At 69.6% G+C, this 23,586-nt stretch carries 19 protein-coding genes and 2 pseudogenes; 10 read left to right on the forward strand and 11 right to left on the reverse strand.

Annotation, left to right across the window (positions count from 1 at the left end; all coding sequences use genetic code 11):
- Positions 1-63: 63 nt before the first annotated feature.
- Both drmA and AB0J04_RS00245 read left to right on the forward strand, forming a co-directional pair.
- Complete coding sequence (gene drmA / locus AB0J04_RS00240; RefSeq protein ID WP_363166097.1) at positions 64-3,672, forward strand: DISARM system helicase DrmA; 3,609 nt, start codon at positions 64-66, stop codon at positions 3,670-3,672.
- Positions 3,669-5,531 (forward strand): DUF1998 domain-containing protein, encoded by a 1,863-nt coding sequence (locus AB0J04_RS00245; protein WP_363166098.1) that lies wholly within the window; start codon positions 3,669-3,671, stop codon positions 5,529-5,531. The genes drmA and AB0J04_RS00245 overlap by 4 nt, the downstream gene beginning before the upstream one ends.
- Before the next feature lie 23 nt (positions 5,532-5,554).
- On the opposite strand, the gene AB0J04_RS00250 is transcribed toward AB0J04_RS00245, so the two are convergent.
- Positions 5,555-5,779 (reverse strand): hypothetical protein, encoded by a 225-nt coding sequence (locus AB0J04_RS00250; RefSeq protein WP_363166214.1) that lies wholly within the window; start codon positions 5,777-5,779, stop codon positions 5,555-5,557.
- Here AB0J04_RS00250 and drmC point away from each other — a divergent pair.
- On the forward strand, positions 5,702-6,352 hold the full coding sequence (gene drmC, locus AB0J04_RS00255) for a DISARM system phospholipase D-like protein DrmC (RefSeq protein WP_363166099.1): 651 nt from the start codon (positions 5,702-5,704) through the stop codon (positions 6,350-6,352). The two genes, AB0J04_RS00250 and drmC, sit on opposite strands and share 78 nt — an antisense overlap.
- Positions 6,353-6,431: 79 nt before the next feature.
- On the opposite strand, the gene AB0J04_RS00260 is transcribed toward drmC, so the two are convergent.
- On the reverse strand, positions 6,432-7,775 hold the full coding sequence (locus AB0J04_RS00260) for a polysaccharide lyase family 1 protein (protein ID WP_363166100.1): 1,344 nt from the start codon (positions 7,773-7,775) through the stop codon (positions 6,432-6,434).
- Positions 7,776-7,972: 197 nt separating this feature from the next.
- Here AB0J04_RS00260 and AB0J04_RS00265 point away from each other — a divergent pair, with 197 nt between their 5' ends.
- Positions 7,973-8,338 (forward strand): PH domain-containing protein, encoded by a 366-nt coding sequence (locus tag AB0J04_RS00265; protein ID WP_351905804.1) that lies wholly within the window; start codon positions 7,973-7,975, stop codon positions 8,336-8,338.
- A gap of 171 nt (positions 8,339-8,509) precedes the next feature.
- Entirely contained in the window at positions 8,510-9,178 is a 669-nt protein-coding gene (locus AB0J04_RS00270) for a hypothetical protein (protein WP_363166101.1), read from the forward strand.
- Positions 9,179-9,239: 61 nt separating this feature from the next.
- On the opposite strand, the gene AB0J04_RS00275 is transcribed toward AB0J04_RS00270, so the two are convergent.
- The 4 genes from AB0J04_RS00275 to aspS all read right to left on the reverse strand — a co-directional run bounded on the left by AB0J04_RS00275 (position 9,240) and on the right by aspS (position 13,894).
- Positions 9,240-10,265, reverse strand: a complete 1,026-nt coding sequence (locus AB0J04_RS00275; protein WP_363166102.1) for an intradiol ring-cleavage dioxygenase — start codon at positions 10,263-10,265, stop codon at positions 9,240-9,242.
- Positions 10,266-10,367: 102 nt separating this feature from the next.
- Positions 10,368-10,829 (reverse strand): hypothetical protein, encoded by a 462-nt coding sequence (locus AB0J04_RS00280; protein WP_363166103.1) that lies wholly within the window; start codon positions 10,827-10,829, stop codon positions 10,368-10,370.
- Positions 10,830-11,029: 200 nt separating this feature from the next.
- On the reverse strand, positions 11,030-12,013 hold the full coding sequence (locus tag AB0J04_RS00285) for an intradiol ring-cleavage dioxygenase (RefSeq protein ID WP_363166104.1): 984 nt from the start codon (positions 12,011-12,013) through the stop codon (positions 11,030-11,032).
- A 117-nt stretch (positions 12,014-12,130) separates the two neighbouring features.
- Positions 12,131-13,894 carry an aspartate--tRNA ligase gene (gene aspS, locus AB0J04_RS00290; RefSeq protein ID WP_363166105.1) on the reverse strand — a complete coding sequence of 588 codons (1,764 nt, stop codon included), beginning with the start codon at positions 13,892-13,894 and terminating at the stop codon, positions 12,131-12,133.
- A gap of 219 nt (positions 13,895-14,113) precedes the next feature.
- On the opposite strand from aspS, the pseudogene AB0J04_RS00295 reads away from it, so the two are divergent.
- A pseudogene (locus AB0J04_RS00295) lies at positions 14,114-15,024 on the forward strand (ATP-binding protein).
- Here the strand turns inward: AB0J04_RS00295 and AB0J04_RS00300 are convergent.
- Positions 14,997-16,040: an AI-2E family transporter gene (locus tag AB0J04_RS00300; protein ID WP_363166106.1), complete on the reverse strand. Its 1,044-nt coding sequence runs from the start codon at positions 16,038-16,040 to the stop codon at positions 14,997-14,999. The pseudogene AB0J04_RS00295 and the gene AB0J04_RS00300 sit on opposite strands and share 28 nt — an antisense overlap.
- A gap of 171 nt (positions 16,041-16,211) precedes the next feature.
- On the opposite strand from AB0J04_RS00300, the gene AB0J04_RS00305 reads away from it, so the two are divergent.
- Positions 16,212-17,219: a Bro-N domain-containing protein gene (locus AB0J04_RS00305; RefSeq protein WP_363166107.1), complete on the forward strand. Its 1,008-nt coding sequence runs from the start codon at positions 16,212-16,214 to the stop codon at positions 17,217-17,219.
- An 82-nt stretch (positions 17,220-17,301) separates the two neighbouring features.
- Here the strand turns inward: AB0J04_RS00305 and AB0J04_RS00310 are convergent, their stop codons facing one another.
- Complete coding sequence (locus tag AB0J04_RS00310; RefSeq protein ID WP_363166108.1) at positions 17,302-18,282, reverse strand: pirin family protein; 981 nt, start codon at positions 18,280-18,282, stop codon at positions 17,302-17,304.
- Positions 18,283-18,474: 192 nt separating this feature from the next.
- Positions 18,475-18,960 (reverse strand): SseB family protein, encoded by a 486-nt coding sequence (locus tag AB0J04_RS00315; RefSeq protein WP_351905766.1) that lies wholly within the window; start codon positions 18,958-18,960, stop codon positions 18,475-18,477.
- 191 nt (positions 18,961-19,151) lie between these two features.
- On the opposite strand from AB0J04_RS00315, the gene AB0J04_RS00320 reads away from it, so the two are divergent.
- The 3 genes from AB0J04_RS00320 (at position 19,152) to AB0J04_RS00330 (ending at position 22,768) form a co-directional block, all read left to right on the forward strand.
- Positions 19,152-20,993 carry an acyl-CoA dehydrogenase gene (locus AB0J04_RS00320; protein ID WP_363166109.1) on the forward strand — a complete coding sequence of 614 codons (1,842 nt, stop codon included), beginning with the start codon at positions 19,152-19,154 and terminating at the stop codon, positions 20,991-20,993.
- 159 nt (positions 20,994-21,152) lie between these two features.
- A complete protein-coding gene (locus tag AB0J04_RS00325; protein ID WP_363166110.1) occupies positions 21,153-22,451 on the forward strand; it encodes a M18 family aminopeptidase in 1,299 nt (432 codons plus the stop codon).
- Between the two features lie 68 nt (positions 22,452-22,519).
- A complete protein-coding gene (locus AB0J04_RS00330) occupies positions 22,520-22,768 on the forward strand; it encodes a DUF6458 family protein (RefSeq protein WP_363166111.1) in 249 nt (82 codons plus the stop codon).
- A 116-nt stretch (positions 22,769-22,884) separates the two neighbouring features.
- Here AB0J04_RS00330 and AB0J04_RS00335 read toward each other — a convergent pair whose 3' ends face one another.
- Positions 22,885-23,454, reverse strand: coding sequence for a hypothetical protein (locus AB0J04_RS00335; RefSeq protein ID WP_363166112.1), 570 nt, complete (start codon positions 23,452-23,454; stop codon positions 22,885-22,887).
- Between the two features lie 32 nt (positions 23,455-23,486).
- Positions 23,487-23,579, reverse strand: a pseudogene (locus AB0J04_RS00340) (cupin); the annotation flags it as partial.
- Between the last annotated feature and the right edge of the window lie 7 nt (positions 23,580-23,586).

Below are 23,586 nucleotides of genomic sequence, written 5' to 3' on the forward strand. Positions count from 1 at the left end.
GGTCGATCAAGTTCCGCGTAGAACCCCGTGCCGGTTGTCGGTGGCCCCACCTACTCTGGCCCCGTGACCCAGGATTCCCTCGCCGCCTCCGGCACCGGGCCGGACCCGTCCGACCCGGTCCTGTCCGCGCCCACCCCGCAGGAACTGCGCGACCGGCTCTCCGAGCTCGTCGTGCGCGACCTGCTCGGACCGACCGGCGAGGAGCAGGAGGAGCTGGCGGGGAACCCGCTGGACCACTACATCATCGGGCGGCTGGCCCCCGGCGGCGTACGGACCGAAAACGGCACGGCGCTGCGGACCATCGGCAAGGAGGTGGCGCCCGAGACGCTCGACGAGCAGAGCGTGGCGCCCGAGCAGGAGCCGGAGGCCGGAGATCCGGAGCCCTCCGCTCCCAGCGTGCCCAGCCTCCACCCGTCGACCCTCGGGCTGACGGTACGCGTCGACAAGAGGATCCAGGAGCTGACGGTCGACTGCGCCTGGGCGCGGTACGAGCGGGGTGACTCGCAGATCGAGGGCAACCCGAAGCGGGTGTTCCACCGCGTGCCCTGCTCCGGCACCGTCGGCGTGAAGCTGGTGGAGGGCGAGCTGAAGGCCCGGCCATTGCATGCTCAGCACTTCCCGCACATCGTGGTACGCGGACGAGCCCGGTTGCACGAGGGCTCATGGCTGGTGTCCCTCTTCCTCGTCAACGGCCAGGAGGACAGACCTGGTTCGGCACACTGGATGTTCCAGACGTCGATGACGGTCTCGGGCGGGCCGGACATCGCGCCCTTCCTGCCGCGCCGCACGGTCGAACCGTCCGGGGGAGACCAGGGCGAGCGGCGCTCGCTCGCGATGACGTACCGCTTCCTCCCCGAGTTCGCCGTGGGCCACGGCACCGGGGTGCACGCCGAGGCGTCCCCGGTCGACCGCCGACGGGCCGTTCGCGTCTCCACCACGGCCACACCGTCGTACGAGGTGCCGCACACGGACGTGCCGGACCCGCACCGCGAGGACGACGCGGACCTGTCCGAACTGACGGAGCTCATGCTGGACATGAGCGAGCTGAGCCGGATGGAAGCCGATCCGCTGCGGGCCGCGCTGCTTCCGTTGGTGGACGGCTACCGCTCCTGGATCGAGCGGCAGAAGCAGTCGGTGGACGACCCGGCCGCGGAGCTCGACGGCTACCGGGCCGAGGCCGAGGAGAACATGCGCCTCGCCGGGCGGGCCGCAGACCGTATCCAGGCCGGCATCAACCTTCTGCGGGACGATCCCGACGCCCTCGACGCCTTCCGGTTCGCCAACCGCGCCATGTGGCACCAGCGCGTGCACACCATCGCGGCAAGCAACCGGCGTCGCACCCCCTCGACGTCACTGCAAGAAGCCGTCGAGGCGGCCGACCTGCCGAAGAACCGCAGCTGGCGCCCCTTCCAGCTGGCCTTCCTGCTGCTCAACCTGCCGTCCCTCGCCGACCCCGGCCATCCGGAGCGGGCCGACGACAAGACCGCGCTGGCCGACCTCCTCTGGTTCCCCACCGGTGGCGGCAAGACCGAGGCCTATCTCGGTCTGACCGCCTTCACCCTCGCCATTCGGCGGCGCAAGCCCCACCTCGGCGGACTCGACGCCGAGCACGGGGTCGCCGTGATCATGCGGTACACACTGCGGCTGCTCACCATCCAGCAGTTCCAGCGGGCGGCCGCGCTGATCTGCGCCTGCGAGGTGATCCGTCGGGAGGCGCCGGACCGGTGGGGCCGCAATCCGTTCCGGATCGGCCTGTGGGTGGGCGGCCGGGTCACTCCCAACACCACCGACCAGGCCATCGACTGGGCCAAGGAGCAGAAGAAGGACAAGGGCCGCGGCGGCTTCGGGCGGATGGGCTCCCCCCACCAGCTCACCAGCTGCCCGTGGTGCGGCTCGAAGATGGAGGCGGGCCGCGACATCAGCGTCGACAAAACACTCCGCCGGACGTTCATCACCTGCCCCGACGCCTACGAGTGCCCGTTCGGCGCGAGCGCCTTCGGGCTGCCCGCCGACGAACAGGGACTGCCCGTCCTCGTCGTCGACGAGGAGATCTACCGCCTCCCGCCCAGCCTCGTCATCGCCACCGTCGACAAGTTCGCCCAGCTGCCGTGGAAGGGCGACACCCAGGCGCTGTTCGGCCAGGTGTCCCGGCGCTGCACCCGCCACGGATACGTCACGCCGTCCGCGGTGGACGCGGACTGGGAGGCGTCCAGCCACCCGGCGGCCGGTGACCATGGTTCCGCCACCACCGTCGACGCCGTGCGGGTACGCCCGCCGGATCTCATCGTCCAGGACGAGCTGCACCTCATCTCCGGCCCGCTCGGCTCCCTCACCGGGCTGTACGAGACGGCCGTGGACCGGCTCTCCACCTGGGAGCCCGAAAGCGGCGTCAGCGTGCGCCCCAAGGTCATCGCCTCCACCGCCACCGTGCGCCGCGCCGACCGTCAGATCCACGACCTCTTCGCCCGCCGCACAGCGGTCTTCCCGCCGTCCGGGCTGAGCGCCGACGACACGTTCTTCGCCCGGCGGCGGCCCACCGAGAAGACCCCCGGCCGCCGGTACGTGGGCATCTGCGCCCAGGGCGTGCGGACGAAGTCCGTGGCCATCAGGGTGTTCGTCGCCCAGCTCGCCGCTGCCCAGTACCTGTACGAGACGTACGGCGCGAGCGACCTGACAGACCCGTACATGACACTCGTCGGCTACTTCAACAGCCTGCGCGACCTCGGTGGCATGCGACGGCTCGTGGAGGACGACGTCTCGGCCAGGCTCATCCGGGCCGACCGACGAGGGCTCGCCACCCGGCGGATCAACGAACCGGCCGAGCTGACCAGCCGCATGGCATCCGACGCCATCCCCGACATCCTGGAGAAGCTCGACATCACCTTCGGCCGCAGGCCCAAGGGATCGCCCCGCCCCATCGACGTACTGCTCGCCACCAACATGATCGCCGTCGGCGTCGACGTCTCCCGGCTCGGTGTCATGGTCGTCAACAACCAGCCGAAGTCGACCGCCGAGTACATCCAGGCGACGAGCCGCGTCGGCCGTAGGGCACCCGGCCTCGTCTTCACCCTGCTCAACTGGGCCCGTCCGCGCGACCTTTCGCACTACGAGACGTTCGAGTCCTTCCACGCCACCATCTACCAGCATGTGGAAGCCCTGTCGGTGACGCCGTTCGCGGACCGCGCCGTCGACCGGGGCCTCACCGGCGTCCTGGCGTCCCTCGTACGGAATCTGAAGTCCGACTACAACGCCAACCGGGGTGCCCAATGGGTCGACCGGCGCGGCGAGGTCGTCAGCCATGCCGTGGCGTCCCTCGAACTCCGCGCCAGGGACGTCACGGACGACCGGCACATCGCCAACGAGGTGCGGGCCCGACTCGACACCCGGCTCGATTACTGGGAGCAGAAACGCAAAGCCCCCGGAGCGGTCCTCGGTTACCGCGCCGCCCGCCGCCAGGGCGATGTCGCCCCGCTCCTGCTGGAACCGGACAGCGGCCCGTGGCGGCTCATGACCTGTCCGACGTCGCTGCGCGAGGTCGAGCCGCCCATCCGGCTGATCCTCACCGGTGACGCCGGCACCGACTTCGCAGCCGAGCCGCCCTACACTCCGCGCGAACAGCCCGACGACAGCAGCGCCCCGGACGCGGACGCAGATCCCTGGGAGACCACATGACCGCCCCCGCAGCAGACGCGCTCCGCGTGGGCGAACTGCGTCCCAGCCAGCTTCTTCACACCTACGGCATCGGCGCCGTCACCGACCTGCCCAACCTGTCCACGATGGTCATGGGTCTCGACGACTGGGACCCGGTCCGCGCCCGCGTCCTGACCGAGGACCGTCTGCTGGCCGCCGTCCGGCGCCGCCTCGGCGGCCATGTCACCGCCCTGCGCACCCCGCCCCACCTGCCGGAGAACCCGGCCGACCCGTACGGCGACTGGACACGGACAGGGGTGCCGGTCGGACTCTTCCCTCGCTGGCTGCGCTGTTCACGGGAGCGCTGCAACCAGCTGGCACCCGCTTCGGGCGGCCTCTTCGATCTGCGGCGGAATCTCTACCGACCGGAGAAGACGAAGTACGTCCACATCAACTGCGGCGGCCCCGGTGCCGGACAGCCCACCGCGCTGCCCGCCCGCTTCCTCGTGGCATGCCCCAAGGGCCACATGGACGACTTCCCTTGGGTGTACTTCGTACATCGTGGCAGCACCTCGTGCGAGGGTCAGACGCTGAGTCTGACCGAGTCCGGCACCACCGGCGAGGCCGCCAACGTCTTCGTCCGGTGCACCTGCGGAGTGCCGCCCCGCTCGATGGCCGACGCCCTCGGGCAGGCCGGGGAGCGGAACCTCCCCGCGTGCCGTGGCCATCACCCGCACCTCGGCACCTTCGCCCAGGGCGGATGCCAGGAGCACGCGCGCACCATGGTGCTGGGCGCCACCAACAGCTGGTTCGCCTCGCAGTTGAGGCTGTTCAGCATTCCCCGCGCCGAGGAGCCCCTCACTCAGGCGGTCAGGGAACATTGGAGCCTGCTCTCACCACTGGCCGCCGTCCCCGCGGACGCGGCCAAGATGCTGCTGCCCACTCAGGCCTGCTGGCCCGAGCTGGAGCAGTACGGAGCGGACGCGGTCTGGGCTGCGGTGACCAGGGAAGCTCAGGCAGTCACCGGTGACGAGAGTGAGGAGGACGAGGAGTTCGACCTCACCACACCGGAATGGCGGGCCTTCACCCACCCTCGCGACCACGCCCTGCCGGACTTCACCACGGTGCGTGAGCGGCGCCTTCCCGACGACACCGCCGGCTGGCTGGACAGCGTCGTACTCGTCCACCGGCTGCGCGAGGTATCGGCGCTCACCGGTTTCACGCGGATAGAAGCCCCCGAATGGCTGCCCGAAGAGGACACGCGCACGCGCGCCGTGGCTCCGCTCAGCCGTAACAACGCCTCCACCTGGGTTCCCTGCGCCGAATTGCGCGGCGAGGGCGTGTTCCTCGCCCTCAAGGAGGAGCGCCTCGCCGAGTGGGAGCGGCAGGATGCGGTGCGCGCCCGCGAGGAGAGCCTGAAGTCCGCCCACTGGGCCTGGTGCACGGCCCGCCGCGTCGAGCCCCGGTGGCCCGGCATCCGATACGTGCTCCTGCACACCCTGGCCCATGTCCTCATCCGCCAGTTCGCCCTGGAATGCGGCTACGGGGCATCTGGAATAGCGGAGCGCATCTACGCACGATCGGGGCCCGATCCGATGTCCGGGATCCTGCTCTACACCGCCGCTCCCGACAGCGAGGGCACCCTTGGCGGACTCGTCTCGCTCGGCCGCAGTGAGCGGCTCGGCCCCGCGATCGCGCAGGCGCTGGAAGAGGCCAGGCTGTGCAGCTCCGATCCCATGTGCGCCGAACACGATCCACGCATTCACTCCCGGCTGCACGGAGCGGGTTGCCACGCCTGTCTGTTCGCCGCGGAGACCTCGTGCGAAAGGGGCAACCACTACCTGGACCGGGCGCTGCTGGTGGAAACACTGGCCGACAACAAGTGTGCGTTCAGGCCGTGAGCGGAGCGAAGCCGGACCACGACTCAGGCAGCCGGGACGGTCGTCCCGCCCGCGCACCGGCTGACATCCCCGCAGCCCGAAGCAGCGCCGCGCTGGACCGGCTTCCAGGCCTCCTGGCCGCCCTCTGTGATCGCCTGCCCGCAGACCGCATAGTCGTCCTGGAACATGTCTTGGAGGCGGCCACTGATCCCGACGACCCGCTGCTGATCCGCTTCGTCGCGGCCCAGCCCGCCGCCGGTCTGGCTCACCAGCTCGCAGAAATCATCCGCGTTTGGCGCGCCGAGGCCCCCGGAATGACCGGAGCGGGACTCGCCCTGGCTCTTGCCACCGCGCGCTCGTTGCCCCGGCCCCAGCCGGCCCAGGTCGTGGTGAGTGGTCCGCTGAGTACTTCGGTACCGGCGAGACTGACGAGCGGGATCGCAGTGGAGGTCATTCGCTCGGCGAGCACCTCGCTGTTGATCGCCAGTTTCGCGGCCCACGGAGCGCGGGACGTCGTGGCAGAGATAGGGCTAGCCGTTGACCGAGGGGTGAGCGTGGATCTCCTGCTCGAAGAGTCCACACAGGCGTCGGCAGCCTTCGTCACACTGCCCGGCGAGGTACGCGTCTGGCACCGGGTGGCAACTTCCGGTGTCCTACACGCCAAGCTGGTCGCCGCCGATCGGCACACCGCCCTGCTGGGAAGTGCCAACCTCACCGACCGAGCCCTGTCCGACAACATCGAACTCGGTGTGGTGCTGCGGGATCCGTACGTGGTGGAGCCGCTGGTCGACCACTTCCACTGGCTGCTGGCCTCGGAGAACAAGGTCATGCGTCGTGCGTGAACCTCTTGTGGGCGCATGCGCGACGGGCGAACGCGAGGGCCGGGGGCTCGTGGTTCCCGGCCCTCGCGCGTCTTCGGTGTTACTTCAGGACGCCTGCGCCCGTGGTCGTGGCCAGGGTCGTCGGCAGGTTCTTCGCCGAGGACTCCAGGCCCGCCGTGAGGGTCGGGGTCCAGTTGACCGTCGTCTTCAGGTCCTTCGACGAGGCGGCGTTGTACGCGGCGACGACGTCGGTGACCGTGCCGTTGACGAGGTTGCCGGAGCCCTTGACCGCGCCGGTTCCGTCGCCGCTGAGGAGCCCCGCGACCTTGCCGCCGGTCGGCACCTTCCAGTAGTTGTTCTCGGCGACGACCTGGGCCTTGGCCCGCGAGTTGATGCTGTACTGCGTCGCATAGCCGTTGAGGGTCGTCACGTCGTAGTAGTTGTTGTAGATGTGCACCTGGCCGACGCGGGCCAACGGGGCGCGCTGGACGATGCCCTTCCAGATGTTGTGGTGGATGGACACGCGCAGCTTGCCCGAGGGCTCGCTGTCGCTGCTGCCGATCAGCATCGTCTTGTCGTGGTTGGTGAACTGGTTGCGGGACACCGTCACCAGGTCCGAGCTCTTGGTGATGTCCAGGGCGCCGTCGTGGATCTGGTACTCGCGGCCGTAGTACTCGAGGTTGGCGCTGTCCAGGTGGGGCGCGTCGGTGAACGTGTTGTGGTCGGCCCACACGTGGGTCGCGCCGCGCAGGGTGACGGAGTCGTAGTTGGAGTTCCAGTTGCCGTCGTCGCCGTCGGTCGGGTCCCACTGCGGGAAGCAGTCCTCGGTGGCGGCGAAGGTCAGGTTGCGGACGACGACGTTGTCCACGTTCTGGAGCTGGAGCATGCCGCCGGAGATCCCGGCGGCCGTGCCCGGCACGCCCACGATGCTGGTGTTGGCCGGCACCTTGAAGACGATGTTCTTCGCCTGCTTGGTCTGCGCGGCGGCGCGTGCCTTCTCCTGGGTGCCGGAGGGCAGCTTGGAGGTGCCGTAGGAGGCGGGGTCGTACGCCTTCAGGTACGCCGAGAGCGAGTAGCCCGTGCCCGACGCGTAGTTCGCGCAGGTCAGCTTCTTGCCCGCGTCGTCGGTGTTGGCGTCGATCGTGCCCTTGACCTTGATGATCCGCGGGGTGGTGTCGGAGGCGGAACCCAGCGCCTTCACCAGCTGGGCGCGGGTGGAGACGGTGAAGGTGTGTGCGGCGTCGGCCTTGGCGCCACCGGTCGTGCCCGTGCCGGAGGAGGCCCAGCCGTCCTTCGCGGCGAGCGTCTGGTGGTACAGGTCGACGGTCCCGGCGTTCGCGTTCATCACGACGACACCGGCGCCGAGACCCGCGGCCACGACGGCGGCGGAGAGCACGAGGGCGCGGCGCGAGCGGAGGGACCGGCGGTGGGAGGTAGCTGCCACGGGGGATCCTTACGGGGAGGAGCGGGCTTACTGCCTGTCAGTGGTCGCCGCCGTGTGAAGAGTTGCCGCCCGTCGAGAACTTTTTTCTCACGACCCGTGCGTCACTCGCCCAAGCGCCTTCACTATTCCCTCACCTGCCCCTTAAGGTGCCGCGAGGGGGCAAACGCCGCCCATGGGGACGAAGTTGGGGGACATCCATGGCACTCTTCGGGAACGCGCATCCGATCGACCCGGCGCAGGCACAGCAGGACTACGCGCGGCTGCTGGGGCAGGGTGAGCAGGTCCAGGCCGCCTTCCTGCTGATCCGGGACACCATCATGTTCACGGACCGTCGGCTGATCCTCGTCGACAAGCAGGGGATCACCGGCAAGAAGACGGAGTACCACTCCATCCCGTACCGAAGCATCACCCACTTCGCGGTGGAGACCGCCGGCACCTTCGACCTCGACGCCGAGCTGAAGATCTGGGTCTCCGGCTCGTCCGTGCCGATCGAGAAGACGTTCACGAAGGGCGTGGACATCTACGAGGTGCAGGCGATCCTCACGCAGTTCGTCGCGAAGTAGCGCCGACCCGTCGGGGGCGGGGGCCGCGTCGGTCACCGGGTCCGCTACCGGCGGCTCCCGCCCGGGCCACCACCGCCGCCGCCCCCGCCGAGTTGGCGGACCTCGCCGGACGGCGCCGCGCGCCCGTGGCGTTGCGGACCCTACGGCCGCCCGGTCTGCTACGACTGCCCGGTGGACCTCATCGAGCAGCACCTGCGCCTCCTCGCGGACGTCTTCGGCGTGACGTCCGTCCCGTTCTCGCTGGCCGGCGGCTACGCCCTCGAAGCCCACGGGCTGCTCCGACGCCCGCACGCGAACGTGGACCTGGCGACGGAGAGCGCCGAGCCGATGGCGGAGATCGCCCGGACGCTGGAGGCCGAGCTGACGGGCCGGGGCCGCGAGACGACCGTCCAGGACACGGACCCGCTGTCGGCGCGGCTGACGGTCATGGATCCGGAGACGGACGTCGCGCTCCGTCTGACCCTCCACAAGGAGACCCTGTGGAGCCCGCCGGTGCCGACGGTCTACGGCGAGACGCTGTCCCTGCCGGACGCGGTGGGCACGAAGGTCCGGGCGCTGTACGACCGCGGTCTGGCCGTGGACCTGATCGACGCCCGGGCCGCGGCCGCCCGCTTCAGCCACCCGGACCTGGAGGAACTGGCCCGTCGGCACGCGCTGGACGAGTTCGATCTGCCCACGCTCCGGACCCGGCTGGAGGGCACGGACCACTACCCGGACACGGCGTTCACGCGGTACGGCCTGACCGAGCCCGGCATCGCCGACCTGCGGGCGTGGGCCCAGTCCTGGTCGACGGACATCGCGGAACGACTGCTGGAGGAGGGGGCGTCACCGGACGAGTGACCGGGACACCCCCTGCCGCGAGTCGACCGGTCGAGTCGACCGGCCACATCGACCGGCCGAATCAGCCGGCCGAGGCCGAAGCCGTCGCGGACTCCGTGCCGGACGCGCCCGGCTGGGAGGCGTCGTCGGTGCCGTCGTGGGTCGCGTCGGGCTCGACGCCCATGGTGATCGACCCGATGACGCCCTTGGCGATGTTCTTCTTGTTGTACTTCAGCTTGAGCAGACCGCCCTGGACACCGCTCTGGTCGTAGATCGTGTCCTCGGTGAGGGTCGTGCGCTCGGTGGTGCTGGTGGAGTACGGCTCCACCGCGGCCGAGAGGAGCACGGACTCCTCGTCGAAGAAGAACTGACCGGTGTGGCAGGTGTTCCCGCCCTCGTAACCGGCGTCGGTCCACTCGCCGTTCACATGCACCTTGGTGTGGATGTGCACGGTGCGGCCGCGGTACCAGCCCGGGAAGATCGTCTTGAAGGTGACCAGGCCGTGCTTGTCGGTCTTCCAGGTGCCGCGCAGGTAGCGCTCGTCGTCGGTGGGCTCCTCGTGCCCGCCGCCACCGCCACCGCCGGCCGGCGGCTCGCCGGTGGGGGTCCCGTTGGGGACGTCGGTCGGAGTGCCGGAGGGCGCGTCGGTCGGAGGGGTGCCGCCCCCGCCGCCGGTGGAGAGGCTCTCGTAACCGGAGTAGATGCCGAGCGCGTCGCAGTGCCAGACGTCGACGGCGGCGTTCGCGAGGGGCTTGCAGGTCTCGGAGTCGATCACCTTGAGGGCGAGGGTGAGCGGGATGCCCTCCTTGTCCTCGGTGATGTCCTGGCGGAGCTTGTCCGCGTCGATGTAGTACGGGCCCTCGGTGGTCTCGGAGGTGAGCTTGTAGCACTCGCCGGCGCCGGCCGAGGCCTTGGCGGGCTTGCCCGCGCCCTTCTTCTCCCCGGCGAAGGCGCCGGCGGCGAGCGCACCGCCCGCACCGACGGCGACCGCCGCGCCCGCACCGGCGACGACGACCTTGCGGCGGGTCAGATCACGCTTGTGCTTGGGGCCTTGCCGGTCGCCCGCGACGCTCTGCTCGTTGTCGTTGTTCTCGATGTTTCCCGTCATGAGGGCGAAACTAGGAGGCGGCCCTGTCAAAGCCGTGGGAAAGGCCTGTGGAATTCCAAGGCCAGGCAAAAGACATGGGAGCGGGGCCCGTTTTCGGCCGACTCATGATATCGAATCCGCCAAGGCCAGGCTTGCCTTATGGGAAGCCGAGCCGATGGAACCGCCCTCCGGCCCCGCCGGGGCGGCCAGGCCCGAGTCCAGGCCCAGTGCCGTCCGTGCCGTCCGGAGATGCTCCAGACCCTCTTTCGCCACCCGCGTCACCTGCGCGTACTCCGCCGCCGTGCGGGCCTGCGCCAGCTGTGCCCGCGCCGCGCGATGGCACTCCGCCGCGTCGGTCAGCGCCCGGCCCGCCGCCTCGTCCGCCCGCGTCCATGCCCGGACGTCCGGGGGGACCATGCCGCCGCCCAGCCGGACGAGCCAGTGGTTCGCCTCCGCCTCCGCGTCCAGGTCGGACGGACGACGGCTGCGCCGGTCGCGCCGCTGAGCCACCACCCCGACCACCGCGCCGACGATCAGCAGCGCCGAAAGCGTGATCATGAACCCCGTGGATCCCATCGATCCCATCGCCGGCTTCCTCCCTTGCCCCGCCGGCTCCCGTCGACCCACGTCGACGGTTGCCGGCCCTTTGTCTGCCCTCTTCCCCTATGAGACGGCAGGCCGCTGTGGGCGTACCCCCGGGATTCCTGTGCGCTTCCGGTGAGGTCTCCAAGCGGGTTCCGGTCACCGCCGGCCGGCGCGAACGGCGGTGACCGCAACCCGGCCCGTCAGCTTGCCGAGGCCGACGGCGAGGCGGAGTCCGACGCCGATGCGCTGGGCGCCGGCGGAGTGTCCTGGCCGTCCTCCGTCGCGTCCGGGTCCACGCCGACCGTGATCGACCCGCGGACGCCCTTCGTGATGTCCCGCTTGTCGTAGCGCAGCTTCAGCAGCCCGCCCTGGACACCGCTCTGGTCGTAGATCGTGTCCTCGGTGAGGGTCGTGCGCTCGGCGGTGTTGCTCACGTACGGCTCCACCACCGCGGAGGCGAGCACGGACTCCTCGTCGAAGAAGAACTGACCGGTGTGGCAGGTGTTCCCGCCCTCGTAACCGGCGTCGGTCCACTCGCCGTTGACGTGCACCTTGACGTGGATGTGCACGGTACGGCCCCGGTACCAGCCCGGGAACACCGTCTTGAAGGTGACCTGGCCGTGCCGGTCCGTACGCCAGGTTCCGCGCAGGTAGCGGGTGTCGTCCGTGGGCTCCGCGTGACCGCCGCCGGGAGGCGGGCCCGTGGGTGCGCCGGTGGGCGCGTCGGTGGGCGCGTCGGTCGGGGGCTCGCCGGTCGGCGCGGGGCCGCCGCCTCCGCCGCCGTTGCCCATGTCCTCGTAGCCGGAGTACACGCCCGCCGCGTCGCAGTGCCAGATGTCGACGGCCGCGTTCCGGACCGGCTTGCAGCTCTCCGAGTCGATCACCTTGAGGGCCAGGGCTAGCGGAATGCCCTCGCGGTCCTCGGTGACATCGCGACGCAGCTTGTCGGCGTCGATGTAGTAGGGGCCCTCGGTGGTCTCGGTGGTGAGCCGGTAGCAGACGCCGTCCTCGGCCGGGGGCGTGCCCCGGTCGCCTCTGCCGCCCCGGCCGCCGTCCTTGCCGAGCGCGTCGGCCGCGAACGCGGTGCCGCCGAGGCCCGCCGCGGCGATACCGCCCGCGGTCACGGCCACGACCTTGCGACGTGTTAAGTCCTGCTCACTGTGTGGTTTCTGAGTTCCCGTCATGAGGCCCGGACGCTAGGGACGAAACCTGTCAGGAGCATAAGGGAGAGCTGTCAGTTGCCGTGGAAAACCAATGTGGCCCGGAACCGACGTCGGTTCCGGGCCACACACGTACGTCCGCTACTTCGGCTGCGGCTTGCGCACCGAGAGGTGCAGCTCCCTCAGCCGGGCCTCCTCCAGCTCCGTCGGCGCGCCCATCATCAGGTCCTGGGCGTTGCCGTTGAGCGGGAAGGCAATGGTCTCGCGGATGTTCGGCTCGTCGGCGAGGAGCATCACGATGCGGTCGACGCCGGGGGCGATGCCGCCGTGCGGCGGGGCGCCGAAGCGGAAGGCGCGCAGCATGCCCGCGAACTTGTCCTCGACGGTCTCGCGGTCGTAGCCGGCGATCTCGAACGCCTTGAGCATGATCTCGGGCTCGTGGTTCCGGATCGCGCCGGAGGACAGCTCGACTCCGTTGCAGACGATGTCGTACTGCCAGCCGAGGATGTCCAGCGGGTCCTGGGTCTCCAGGGCCTCCAGACCGCCCTGCGGCATCGAGAACGGGTTGTGCGAGAAGTCGATCTTCCCGGTCTCCTCGTCCTTCTCGTACATCGGGAAGTCGACGATCCAGCAGAAGCGGAAGACGCCCTCCTCGAAGTGCCCGGCGCGCTTGGCGGCCTCGACCCGCACCGCGCCCATGATCTTCGAGACCTCGTCGAACTCGCCCGCGCCGAAGAACACCGCGTGACCGGCGGCCAGCGACAGGCGCTTGGTCAGCTCGGCGACGTTCTCCTCGGTGAGGAACTTCGCGATCGGGCCGGTCAGGGACCCGTCCTCGGCGACCCGGACCCAGGCCAGGCCCTTCGCGCCCTGCGAGACCGCGAAGTCACCGAGCTGGTCGAAGAACTTCCGCGGCTGTGCGGAGACGTCCGGCACCGGCAGGGCACGCACGTGCTTGCCGGCGAAGGCCTTGAACTCCGAGCCCTCGAAGATGTCGGTGATGTCGACGAGCTCCAGCTGGGCCCGCAGGTCCGGCTTGTCGGAGCCGTACTTCAGCATCGACTCGCGGAACGGGATCCGCGGGAAGGGGGAGGTGACATGACGGCCGCCGCCGAACTCCTCGAACAGCTCGGTCATGAGCTTCTCGATCGGCTGGAAGACGTCCTCCTGCTCGACGAAGCTCATCTCGACGTCGAGCTGGTAGAACTCGCCCGGCGAACGGTCCGCGCGCGCGTCCTCGTCACGGAAACAGGGGGCGATCTGGAAGTACCGGTCGAAGCCCGAGATCATCAGCAGCTGCTTGAACTGCTGCGGAGCCTGCGGCAGGGCATAGAACCGGCCCGGGTTCAGCCGGGACGGCACGACGAAGTCACGCGCGCCCTCGGGAGACGTGGCCGACAGGATCGGCGTGGCCATCTCGTTGAAGCCCAGCGCCGTCATCTTGTGCCGGATCGCCGAGATGACCGACGTACGCAGCAGGATGTTGCGGTGCATGCGCTCGCGGCGCAGGTCGAGGAAGCGGTACTCCAGACGCCGCTCCTCGTTGACCCCGTCCTCGGCGTTGATCGTGAAGGGCAGCGGGGCCGCCGCGCCGAGCAGCTCGACCTCGCCGACCTCGACCTCGATCTCGCCGGTCGCCAGCTCCGCGTTCACGTTCTCGGTTCCACGTGAAACGACCTTGCCGTCGATGCGGACCGTCGACTCCTTGGTCAGCTTGTCGAGAGCCTCGTACGCGGGCGTACCCGGACGGGCGACGAGCTGCGTGATGCCGTAGTGGTCACGCAGATCGATGAAGAGGATGCCGCCCAGGTCGCGCCGATTGTGCAGCCAGCCGCTCAGCCGGACGTCGGTGCCGACGTCAGAGGCGCGGAGCTCGCCGCAGGTGTGGGACCTGTACCGATGCATCGTCGTTCATCCAGTCTTCGCAGATCGGGTGGCTTGGATCGTGTTTCACGTGAAACACGATCCAAGCGTACCGGGCAGCCCAAGATCGCCTCCCCTCAATACCGGGCCGGCGACCGGCGGGCGATCGGCCGGCGACCGGCGGGCGACCGGCCGGCGACCGGCCGGCGACCGGTGGGCGATCAGTGGCATCTTTCGCCCCTGTCTTCCTAAAGTGGGGCAATGCGCACTGGCGAGCCTCTGCCCGCCGTGGGGGAGGTCCTCGCCTCCCTCGCGACCGGCCTCTGGCACTGGGACACCGCCACCGGGCTGGTCACGGTCGACGCCGAGGCAGCCCGGCTGCTCGGGCTGCCCGCGCAGCAGACGGTCCTCACCGAGGCCCAGACCCGGGCCCGGCTGCACCCCGTCGACTGGAACGAGATCACCGGAGTGGTCCGGCTCGCCGTCGCCGAGGGCACCCTCGCCGAGGTACGAACCCGGTTCATGGACGACCAGGGGCGGGTCGTCCGGGTCGTCCGCAGCCGCTCCAAGCCGTCCTTCGACCCGGCGAAGAAGGCGTACGAGCTGATCGGCACCCTCCAGGAGGTCACCGAGCCGACCCCGGGCACCCCGGCCGGACGGACCGCCGCGAGGACGACATCGCCGTCCTGCTGCTCTGCCGCCAGGGCGCGGGCGGCTGCGGTCCGGGGGCCGCCCCGCCGGTCGGGCAGCCGGTGCGCCGCTCGATGCTCACGGTCGCGCAGGCCGAGCCCGAGCGGATCGCCGTGGCCCGGCAGCAACTGCGCGAGCTGCTGCACGACTGGACCTGCGAGGACCAGCTCGACTCGGCGGTCCTGCTCGTCTCCGAGACGCTGACGAACGTCCTCGTCCACACCGACGCCGACGCCCTGCTCGTCGCGGAGGTCATCGGCGCGCCCGGGGAACGCCGACTGCGCATCGAGGTCACCGACACCAGCGACGACCTCCCCCACAAGCGCCGCCCCGGCGAACTGGCCTCCTCGGGCCGCGGCCTGGTCCTCATCGAACTCCTCGCGGACACCTGGGGGGTGGCGCCGAGGGGAGAGGGCAAGAGCATCTGGTTCGAGCTCTACGAACCCGGCGAGCCTCAGGAGCCCTCGACCGGGGCCCCGTGACGCGTCCGCAGTTCATGCAGGACCCCGAAGGCGGCGGCCGTCACCGGAACGGCGAGCAGCATGCCCAGGATCCCGGCGACCGAGGCCCCGGCGGTGATGGTGACCATGACCACCGCAGGATGCATCTGCACGGTCCGGCTCTGGATCATCGGCTGCAGCACATGCCCCTCCAGCACCTGCACCGCCAGCACCACCCCGAGCACCCACAGCGCGATGACGAAGCCCCGGTCGGCCAGCGCCACCAGCACGGCGACGGCCCCGGAGAGGAAGGCGCCGAGATAGGGGATGTACGCGCCGACGAAGACGAGCGCGCCCAGCCCGACCGCCCCCGGCACATCCAGGACGAGCAGCCCGACGGTGATGCACACGGCGTCGATGAACGCGATGAAGGTCGTCCCCCGCATGAACCCCTCGACGGCCCGGAACGCCCGCCGCGCCATGGCCTCCAGGGTGTCGCCGGTACCGCGCGGCGCGAGCGAGCGCAGCGCGCCGACCGCCTGGTGCGAGTCCCGCAGAAAGAAGAAGACGAGCAGCAGCGCCAGCACGGCCATCGCGATGCTCTCGCCGACGACGCTCACCCCGCTGATGACATTGGACGCGGCCGTCCCCCCGAACTTGGCGAGCAACTCCTTGGCGTTGGACGCGAGGTCGTCGAGCGAGGTCCCGGCGGCACCGAAGTGCTCACTGACACCCCGCGCCGCCGATCTGAGCGCGGCGACGATCTGATCCCCGCTGTCGATCAGCGCGGCGACGACGATGTATACGGCCCCGCCGACGACGGCGACGACGGCGACACAGGTCAGCCCGGCCGACACCGACCGCGGCACCCTCACCTCCACCAGCCTCCGGTACAGCGGCCTGAGCAGTGCGGTCCCGAGCAACGCGAGCAACACGGGAGTGACGGCGGTACGCAGTTCCGAACAGAGCCTGATCCCCACGTACCCGACGCCCGACGCGAGCAGAACCACGCCGCACCAGGCGGCGAACCGGCGCGCGGGGAGGGGGAGCAGGTGCACACACCCAGCGGATCACGGGGGCGGAGGGCTGTCCTGCGGGGAGGGCCGCACGGATGACGGTTCGTCACTTTGACACGTATTCAACCCATCGCCCCTCATGGGTGAACATCCTTGCCATGAACACCTGTTGCCCCCGCATATGCCTCATGTCCGGCACGGAGGTGAGGCTCGATGTACGAGCAGAACAACACACTGCCGCCGAACAAGTCGGCGGCACAGCAGGACGCGATCGACATCAACGACTTCGTGTTCGCGGCCACGGGGGCCAGGGTGCGGAGGCTGACCATGCCGGACGGGGAACACTGGTTCCCAGCGATGGACGTGGCGAAGCATCTCGGCTACGCAAACACACGAGATGCCGTGCAGAGCGCGGTCTCACAACAGCACACAACAACGTTCGGCGATATTGCACGAAGCGTCGGCGTGAGCGACGCAAGGCGCAATACCGCAGGTCACGGCTTCCGCACAACAATGAGATTGGTGAACCTCCAGGGTCTCATCGAGCTCGTGAACAACTGCATGAAGCCGGAGTCACAGCCCTTCAAGACCTGGGTCGCCGGAGTCATCGCCACCATCCAGCGCGACGGCTCCTACGCTCTGGAACCGGCCCCCGTACCGCCCGCCCCCGCCGGCGGCACCGCACACCTCATGCCCCATCAGGTCGCCGACGCCATCGTGCGCCTCGAAGTGAGGAACATCGAGGCCGACGAGATGCCGGCCGCCTCCCAGAAGGAGCAGACCTTTCTCCTGCGCCAGATCAGTGCCAGCCAGGACATGATCGCCCGCAGCCAAAACACGATCGCCAAGGCGCTTGTGGAGATCGCCCAGACGCTCAAGAGCCACCAGCCGGAACCGAAGCGGACCGTCAAGAGCCACCAGCCGGAACCGAAGCGGACCGTCAAGAGCCACCAGCCGGGACAGAAGCTGACGTCCCAGCAGCTCCTGGCCGACCGGCAAGCGAAGAAGCTCGTCTTCACTGAGGACATCCACGCGGTCGCGGCCTGTCTGGCACCTGCGCTCGTGCTGGGCGAGGCCGGCTGCCGCATCGAGGTGATCGCCACTCGCACGGGGCTCTCCGAAGCTCGCGTCCACGACTGCCTGCGCACCTTGCTCAAGCGCGGCTGTATGCGGCAGACCGGCTGCTCCGCTGACGGAGCGCCCGTCTACGTGCTGCCGTAACCCGATAGCACCGAACACAAGACAGGGCCCGAAGTCGCAATCCAAAGTTGCGGCTTCGGGCCCTGTCGTAACCTACCGGAGCTCACGCGCCCTGCGGGCCGCCCTCGCCCATTCCGTGCACCGCCGGGATCGTTCCCAGTCGGCCCTTCTGGAAGTCCTCGAACGCCTGCTGCAGCTCGTCCTTGGTGTTCATGACGAACGGGCCGTAGTGCGCCATCGGCTCACGGATCGGCTGCCCGCCCAACAGCACGACCTCCAGGTCCGGCGTGTTCGAGTCCTGCTGCTCGTCCGCGCGGACCGTCAGCGAGGAGCCCGCGCCGAAGACCGCCGTCTGCCCCAGGTGGATGGGACGCCGCTCCGTGCCCACCGCGCCCTTGCCCGCCAGCACGTACGCGAGGCCGTTGAAGTCCTCGCGCCACGGCAGGGTGAGCTCCGCGCCCGGCGCGAGCGTCGCGTGGACCATGGTGATCGGGGTGTGGGTGACGCCGGGACCGGCGTGGCCGTCCAGCTCGCCGGCGATGACGCGCAGCAGCGCGCCGCCGTCGGGGGAGGTGAGGAGCTGTACGTGACCGCCGCGGATGTCCTGGTACCGCGGCGGCATCATCTTGTCCTTGGCCGGCAGGTTCACCCACAGCTGGAGGCCGTGGAAGAGACCGCCGGACATGACCAGCGACTCCGGCGGCGCCTCGATGTGGAGGAGGCCCGAGCCGGCCGTCATCCACTGGGTGTCGCCGTTGGTGATGGTGCCGCCGCCGCCCTGGCTGTCCTGGTGGTCGAAGATGCCGTCGATGATGTAGGTGACGGTCTCGAAGCCGCGGTGGGGGTGCCAGGGCGTGCCCTTGGGCTCGCCCGGCGCGTAATCCACCTCGCCCATCTGGTCCATCATGATGAACGGGTCGAGGTGGCGGTAGTTGATGCCGGCGAACGCACGGCGTACCGGGAAACCCTCACCTTCGAAGCCGCTCGGCGCTGTCGTCACGGTCAGCACCGGACGAGCCACGGCGTCCGCCGGTGTGACGACGCGCGGCAGGGTCAACGGGTTCTCGACGGTCACTGCAGGCATGTCCGTACCTCCTTGTGCGACGTGCGTCCCACTTTAGTTGAGCGTTGAACTTTCTGCCACCCGTAACGACGGAAGCCCGGAGGGCATTCCCTCCGGGCCGCGCGGCCGATCTCGGCGAGTTGTGGGAACCCTATGTCATGCCTGTGACAACCAGGGGCTGGAAACGCTCGGGGGGCCGACCCGGGAAGGCCCTCAGCCGTACATCCGCCGCATGGCGAATTCGACCATCTGTTCGACAGCTTTGGCATCGAACACCATCCGATGCTCGCCCTCCATGTCGAGGACGAAGCCGTAGCCGGTGGGCAGGAGATCGATGACCTCGGCGCCCGTGATCACGAAGTACTTGGACTCCTTGCCCGCGTACCGGCGCAGTTCCTTGAGGCTGGTGAACATCGGGATCACCGGCTGCTGGGTGTTGTGCAGGGCGAGGAAACCGGGGTTGTCGCCGCGCGGGCAGTAGACCTTGGAGGTCGCGAAGACCTGCTGGAAGTCCTCGGCGGCCAACTGCCCGGTGGTGAAGGCCCGTACCGCGTCCGCGAGGGACGGCGGGGACGGCTCCGGGTAGAGCGGCGGCTGCTGGCCGTACCCGCCATGGCCGCCGGGCATCTGCTGCTGCGGCGGCGGGGCGTACTGCTGCTGCGCGGCGCCCCCGTCCATGGGCTGGCCGTATCCGTACATGAGCCCAAGCGTACCGAGGCGTGCCCACCCCCGGGTGAGGTAGACCCTTCTCACACTTGGCCGAGTAGGGGTTGCGACTTATTACCGACGGGTAGCATCATCGTAGGCACTTGCTACTTGCTGGTACGTGAACTAGCGCGAGGATCCACCAGTGCCTCGCCGATCTCTCTACGGATCATGGAGCCGTCGCCATGGGGCACTACAAGTCGAATCTCCGCGACATCGAGTTCAACCTCTTCGAAGTACTGGGGCGCGACAAGCTGTACGGCACCGGCCCGTTCGAGGAGATGGACACCGAGACCGCGAAGAGCATCCTCGACGAGCTGACCCGCCTCTCGGAGAACGAGCTGGCCGAGTCCTTCGCCGACGCCGACCGCAACCCGCCGGTCTTCGACCCGGAGACCAACACCGCGCCGGTCCCCGCGTCCTTCAAGAAGAGCTACCAGGCGTTCATGGACTCCGAGTACTGGCGGCTCGGCCTGCCCGAGGAGATCGGCGGCACCACCGCCCCGCCGTCGCTGATCTGGGCCTACGCGGAGCTGATCCTCGGCGCGAACCCGGCCGTGTGGATGTACTCCTCCGGCCCGGCGTTCGCCGGCATCCTCTTCGACGAGGGCAACGACGTCCAGAAGAAGATCGCGCAGCTCGCCGTCGACCGGCAGTGGGGCTCCACGATGGTCCTCACCGAGCCGGACGCCGGCTCGGACGTCGGCGCGGGCCGCACCAAGGCGGTCCAGCAGGAGGACGGCTCCTGGCACATCGAGGGCGTCAAGCGCTTCATCACGTCCGGTGAGCACGACATGTCGGAGAACATCCTCCACTACGTCCTCGCCCGCCCCGAGGGCGCCGGCCCCGGCACCAAGGGCCTGTCCCTCTTCATGGTCCCGAAGACGCTCTTCGACTTCGAGACCGGCGAGCTGGGGACGCGCAACGGCGTCTACGCCACGAACGTCGAGCACAAGATGGGCCTGAAGGCCTCCAACACCTGCGAGATGACGTTCGGCGACCGGCACCCCGCCAAGGGCTGGCTGATCGGCGACAAGCACGACGGCATCCGCCAGATGTTCCGCATCATCGAGTTCGCCCGCATGATGGTCGGCACGAAGGCGATCTCCACGCTCTCCACCGGCTACCTCAACGCGCTGGAGTACGCCAAGGAGCGCGTCCAGGGCCCCGACCTGGCGAACTTCATGGACAAGGCCGCGCCGAAGGTCACCATCAGCCACCACCCCGACGTGCGCCGCTCGCTGATCACGCAGAAGGCGTACGCGGAGGGCATGCGCGCCCTCGTCCTCTACACGGCCTCCGTCCAGGACGCGATCGCCGTCAAGGAGGCGAACGGCGAGGACGCGAAGACGGAGCACGCGCTCAACGACCTGCTCCTGCCGATCGTCAAGGGCTACGGCTCCGAGAAGGGCTACGAGCAGCTCGCCCAGTCGCTCCAGACCTTCGGCGGCTCCGGGTTCCTCCAGGAGTACCCGATCGAGCAGTACATCCGGGACGCCAAGATCGACACCCTGTACGAGGGCACCACCGCGATCCAGGGCCAGGACTTCTTCTTCCGGAAGATCGTCCGCAACCAGGGCGCGGCGCTCAACTCCCTCGCCGAGGACATCAAGAAGTTCCTGGCGCTGGGCACCGGAGGCGAGGAGCTCTCCTCCGCCCGCGAGCACCTGGCCAAGGCGGCCGTCGAGCTGGAGGCCATCGTCGGCCTGATGCTCACCGACCTCGCCGCCACCGAGCAGGACGTCAAGAACATCTACAAGGTGGGCCTCAACACCAGCCGCCTGCTGCTCGCCTCCGGTGACGTGATCGTCGGCTACCTGCTCCTCAAGGGCGCGGCGGTCGCCGCCGAGAAGCTGGAGACGGCCGCCACCAAGGCCGTCTCCGCGAAGGACGTGGCGTTCTACACCGGCAAGATCGCGGCGGCGAAGTTCTTCGCGGCCAACGTCCTGCCGGGCGTCACGCTGGCCCGCAAGATCGCCTCGGGCGTCGAGCTGGACCTGATGGAGCTGGACGAGGCCGCTTTCTGACGCCCGCTCCGGGAACCGGTCCCCGGAACCGTTCCAGGAACCCGTCCCGGGCACCTTTTCGGGACCATCCGCGCAACCGGTAAACACTGCACATCGTCCTCACGAGGGCCCGCTCCCATCGCCGGGAGCGGGCTCTCGTACGTCGTTAAGGTGAACACCATGAGCGAACCCCACCGCTTCGACCGCGGCCACACCGACGATCTCATGACGTTCCTGACGGCGAGCCCGTCGCCGTACCACGCCGTGGCGAACGCGGCCGAGCGCCTCGAGAAGGCCGGTTTCCGACAGGTCTCGGAGACGGACGCCTGGGACGGCACGTCGGGCGGCCGGTATGTACTGCGCGGGGGCGCGATCGTGGCCTGGTACGTCCCCGAGGGCGCCACGCCGCACACACCGTTCCGGATCATCGGCGCGCACACCGACTCCCCCAACCTGCGCGTCAAGCCGCTGCCCGACTCCGGCACGCAGGGCTGGCGCCAGGTGGCCGTGGAGATCTACGGCGGCCCGCTGCTCAACTCCTGGCTCGACCGCGACCTGGGCCTGGCCGGCCGGCTGACCCTGCGCGACGGCTCGACCCGCCTCGTCGACGTGGGCCGCCCGCTGCTGCGAGTCCCCCAACTGGCCATCCACCTCGACCGGTCGGTCAACAACGACGGCCTCAAGCTCGACAAGCAGCGCCACCTCCAGCCCGTCTGGGGCCTGGGCAACGACGTGCGCGACGGCGACCTCATCGCCTTCCTGGAGCAGGAGTGCGGGCTGTCCGCCGGCGAGGTCACCGGCTGGGACCTGATGGTGCACTCCGTGGAGCCGCCCGCCTACCTGGGCCGCGACGAGGAGCTGGTGGCCGGCCCGCGCATGGACAACCTGCTGTCCGTGCACGCCGGCACGGCCGCGCTGACGGCCGTGGCGACCGGCGGTCAGAAGCTGCCGTACATCCCCGTGCTGGCCGCCTTCGACCACGAGGAGAACGGCTCGCAGTCGGACACGGGCGCGGACGGACCGCTGCTGGGCAATGTGCTGGAACGTTCTGTCTTCGCGCGCGGCGGCTCGTACGAGGACCGGGCGAGAGCCTTCGCGGGCACCGTCTGTCTGTCCTCCGACACCGGTCACGCCGTCCACCCCAACTACGCGGAGCGGCACGACCCGACGCACCATCCGCGGGTCAACGGCGGGCCGATCCTCAAGGTCAACGTCAACAACCGGTACGCGACGGACGGCACCGGCCGCGCGATCTTCGCCGCCGCCTGCGACAAGGCGGGCGTGCCGTTCCAGTCCTTCGTCTCCAACAACTCCATGCCCTGCGGCACGACCATCGGCCCGATCACCGCGGCCCGGCACGGCATCCGCACGGTCGACATCGGCGTGGCCATCCTGTCGATGCACAGCGCCCGTGAGCTGTGCGGCGACGCCGACCCGTATCTGCTGGCCAACGCCCTGGTGGCCTTCCTGGAGGGGTAGTCGGCGAAGGGCGGGGTACCCGGAGGCGGTGGCCGGAACGTCCGGCTCACCGATCGGAAGGCGACATCATGGGCCTCGGAGGGTGCATCATCCTCATCGCCGTGGGAGCCATCCTCACGTTCGCGACCGACTGGGACATGCAGGGCGTCAACCTCGACCTGGTGGGCGTCATCCTGATGATCGTCGGCCTGATCGGCGTGACGACCTTCAGCAGCATCGCCCGACGGCGGCGCGTCCTCATGCCGCCCACCACACCGGTGATCGACGAGGACGCGCGTCGCCGCCGAGACGGCTACGGCGACGGGTACGGCGTCTGACGACGCGACAGGCGGGACAGACGGGGCGTCGTCAGGCATACCGTGACACCAGGCACGTCGCACCCTTGTGTGAATATCGTGAAGACTTGGTGGCCCTGAGACCGGGCTCAGGACCGTCAGGACCGCCCCGGCCAGCTGTAGTCGTACGTCAGCGAGAACGTGCGGGAGATCCAGTCCCTGGTCGGCTCCCCCGGCGCGGGCCGGGCGGCGTCCGCCGCGAGGTTCGTCCGTACCGCGGCCAGTTCCGCAGAGCAGTCGGCGGCGGCGAGCAGGACACCGGCCCGCAGGGTGAGTTCACGGACGTCCCGGTACATCCAGGCCGGCCAGAATCCCATGTTCAGATACGGGCTGTCGGCCGCGTGACCGCTGCCGACGAGCAGACGCCCGGTGAAGGCGACCGGAATGTCCAGCCCCCGGTAGCGCCATCCCCCGTACGAGCGGTCCCGCCGCGGTCGCACGCCGTCCGACCGGGGTGGCTCGCCCTCCGACCCGAGGATGAGATCGCGCAACACCAGCCGCTGCTCGGCGACGGTGTACCGGCAGATGTGACCGCGGTAGCAACCGGTGTTCATCGGCCCCGGCTCCAGACCGTGCCCGGCCGGATCGAACAGACCCTCGCCGTCGACCGCGGTCACCGCGAACCGTCGTCCCTCGAAGAACACCTCGTCGGCCGCCTGCGCTGTCACCGCCACAGACTAGGCCGAGGGCGTCGCCTCGGTCACCCCGGCGCGTGACCCGTCGTCGCGTCCACGTGCGCCGGGACGGCCTCGTCGCGGTCGCCGACCGTCGACGTGCCGGTCGGTTCGAGGACCGCCCGA

The sequence above is a fragment of the Streptomyces sp. NPDC050263 genome, from assembly GCF_040655955.1.
Taxonomy (GTDB): Bacteria; Actinomycetota; Actinomycetes; order Streptomycetales; family Streptomycetaceae; genus Streptomyces.

Excerpts from the sequence above, each read along its gene's own strand:
- AB0J04_RS00305 (WP_363166107.1), top strand. The coding sequence starts at position 16,212 with ATGTACGAGCAGAACAACACACTGCCGCCGAACAAGTCGGCGGCACAG.
- AB0J04_RS00275 (WP_363166102.1), bottom strand. The coding sequence starts at position 10,265 with ATGACGGGAAACATCGAGAACAACGACAACGAGCAGAGCGTCGCGGGC.
- AB0J04_RS00285 (WP_363166104.1), bottom strand. The coding sequence starts at position 12,013 with ATGACGGGAACTCAGAAACCACACAGTGAGCAGGACTTAACACGTCGC.
- AB0J04_RS00265 (WP_351905804.1), top strand. The coding sequence starts at position 7,973 with ATGGCACTCTTCGGGAACGCGCATCCGATCGACCCGGCGCAGGCACAG.
- AB0J04_RS00325 (WP_363166110.1), top strand. The coding sequence starts at position 21,153 with ATGAGCGAACCCCACCGCTTCGACCGCGGCCACACCGACGATCTCATG.
- AB0J04_RS00320 (WP_363166109.1), top strand. The coding sequence starts at position 19,152 with ATGGGGCACTACAAGTCGAATCTCCGCGACATCGAGTTCAACCTCTTC.
- AB0J04_RS00280 (WP_363166103.1), bottom strand. The coding sequence starts at position 10,829 with ATGGGATCGATGGGATCCACGGGGTTCATGATCACGCTTTCGGCGCTG.
- AB0J04_RS00310 (WP_363166108.1), bottom strand. The coding sequence starts at position 18,282 with ATGCCTGCAGTGACCGTCGAGAACCCGTTGACCCTGCCGCGCGTCGTC.
- aspS (WP_363166105.1), bottom strand. The coding sequence starts at position 13,894 with ATGCATCGGTACAGGTCCCACACCTGCGGCGAGCTCCGCGCCTCTGAC.
- AB0J04_RS00315 (WP_351905766.1), bottom strand. The coding sequence starts at position 18,960 with ATGTACGGATACGGCCAGCCCATGGACGGGGGCGCCGCGCAGCAGCAG.
- AB0J04_RS00245 (WP_363166098.1), top strand. The coding sequence starts at position 3,669 with ATGACCGCCCCCGCAGCAGACGCGCTCCGCGTGGGCGAACTGCGTCCC.
- AB0J04_RS00330 (WP_363166111.1), top strand. The coding sequence starts at position 22,520 with ATGGGCCTCGGAGGGTGCATCATCCTCATCGCCGTGGGAGCCATCCTC.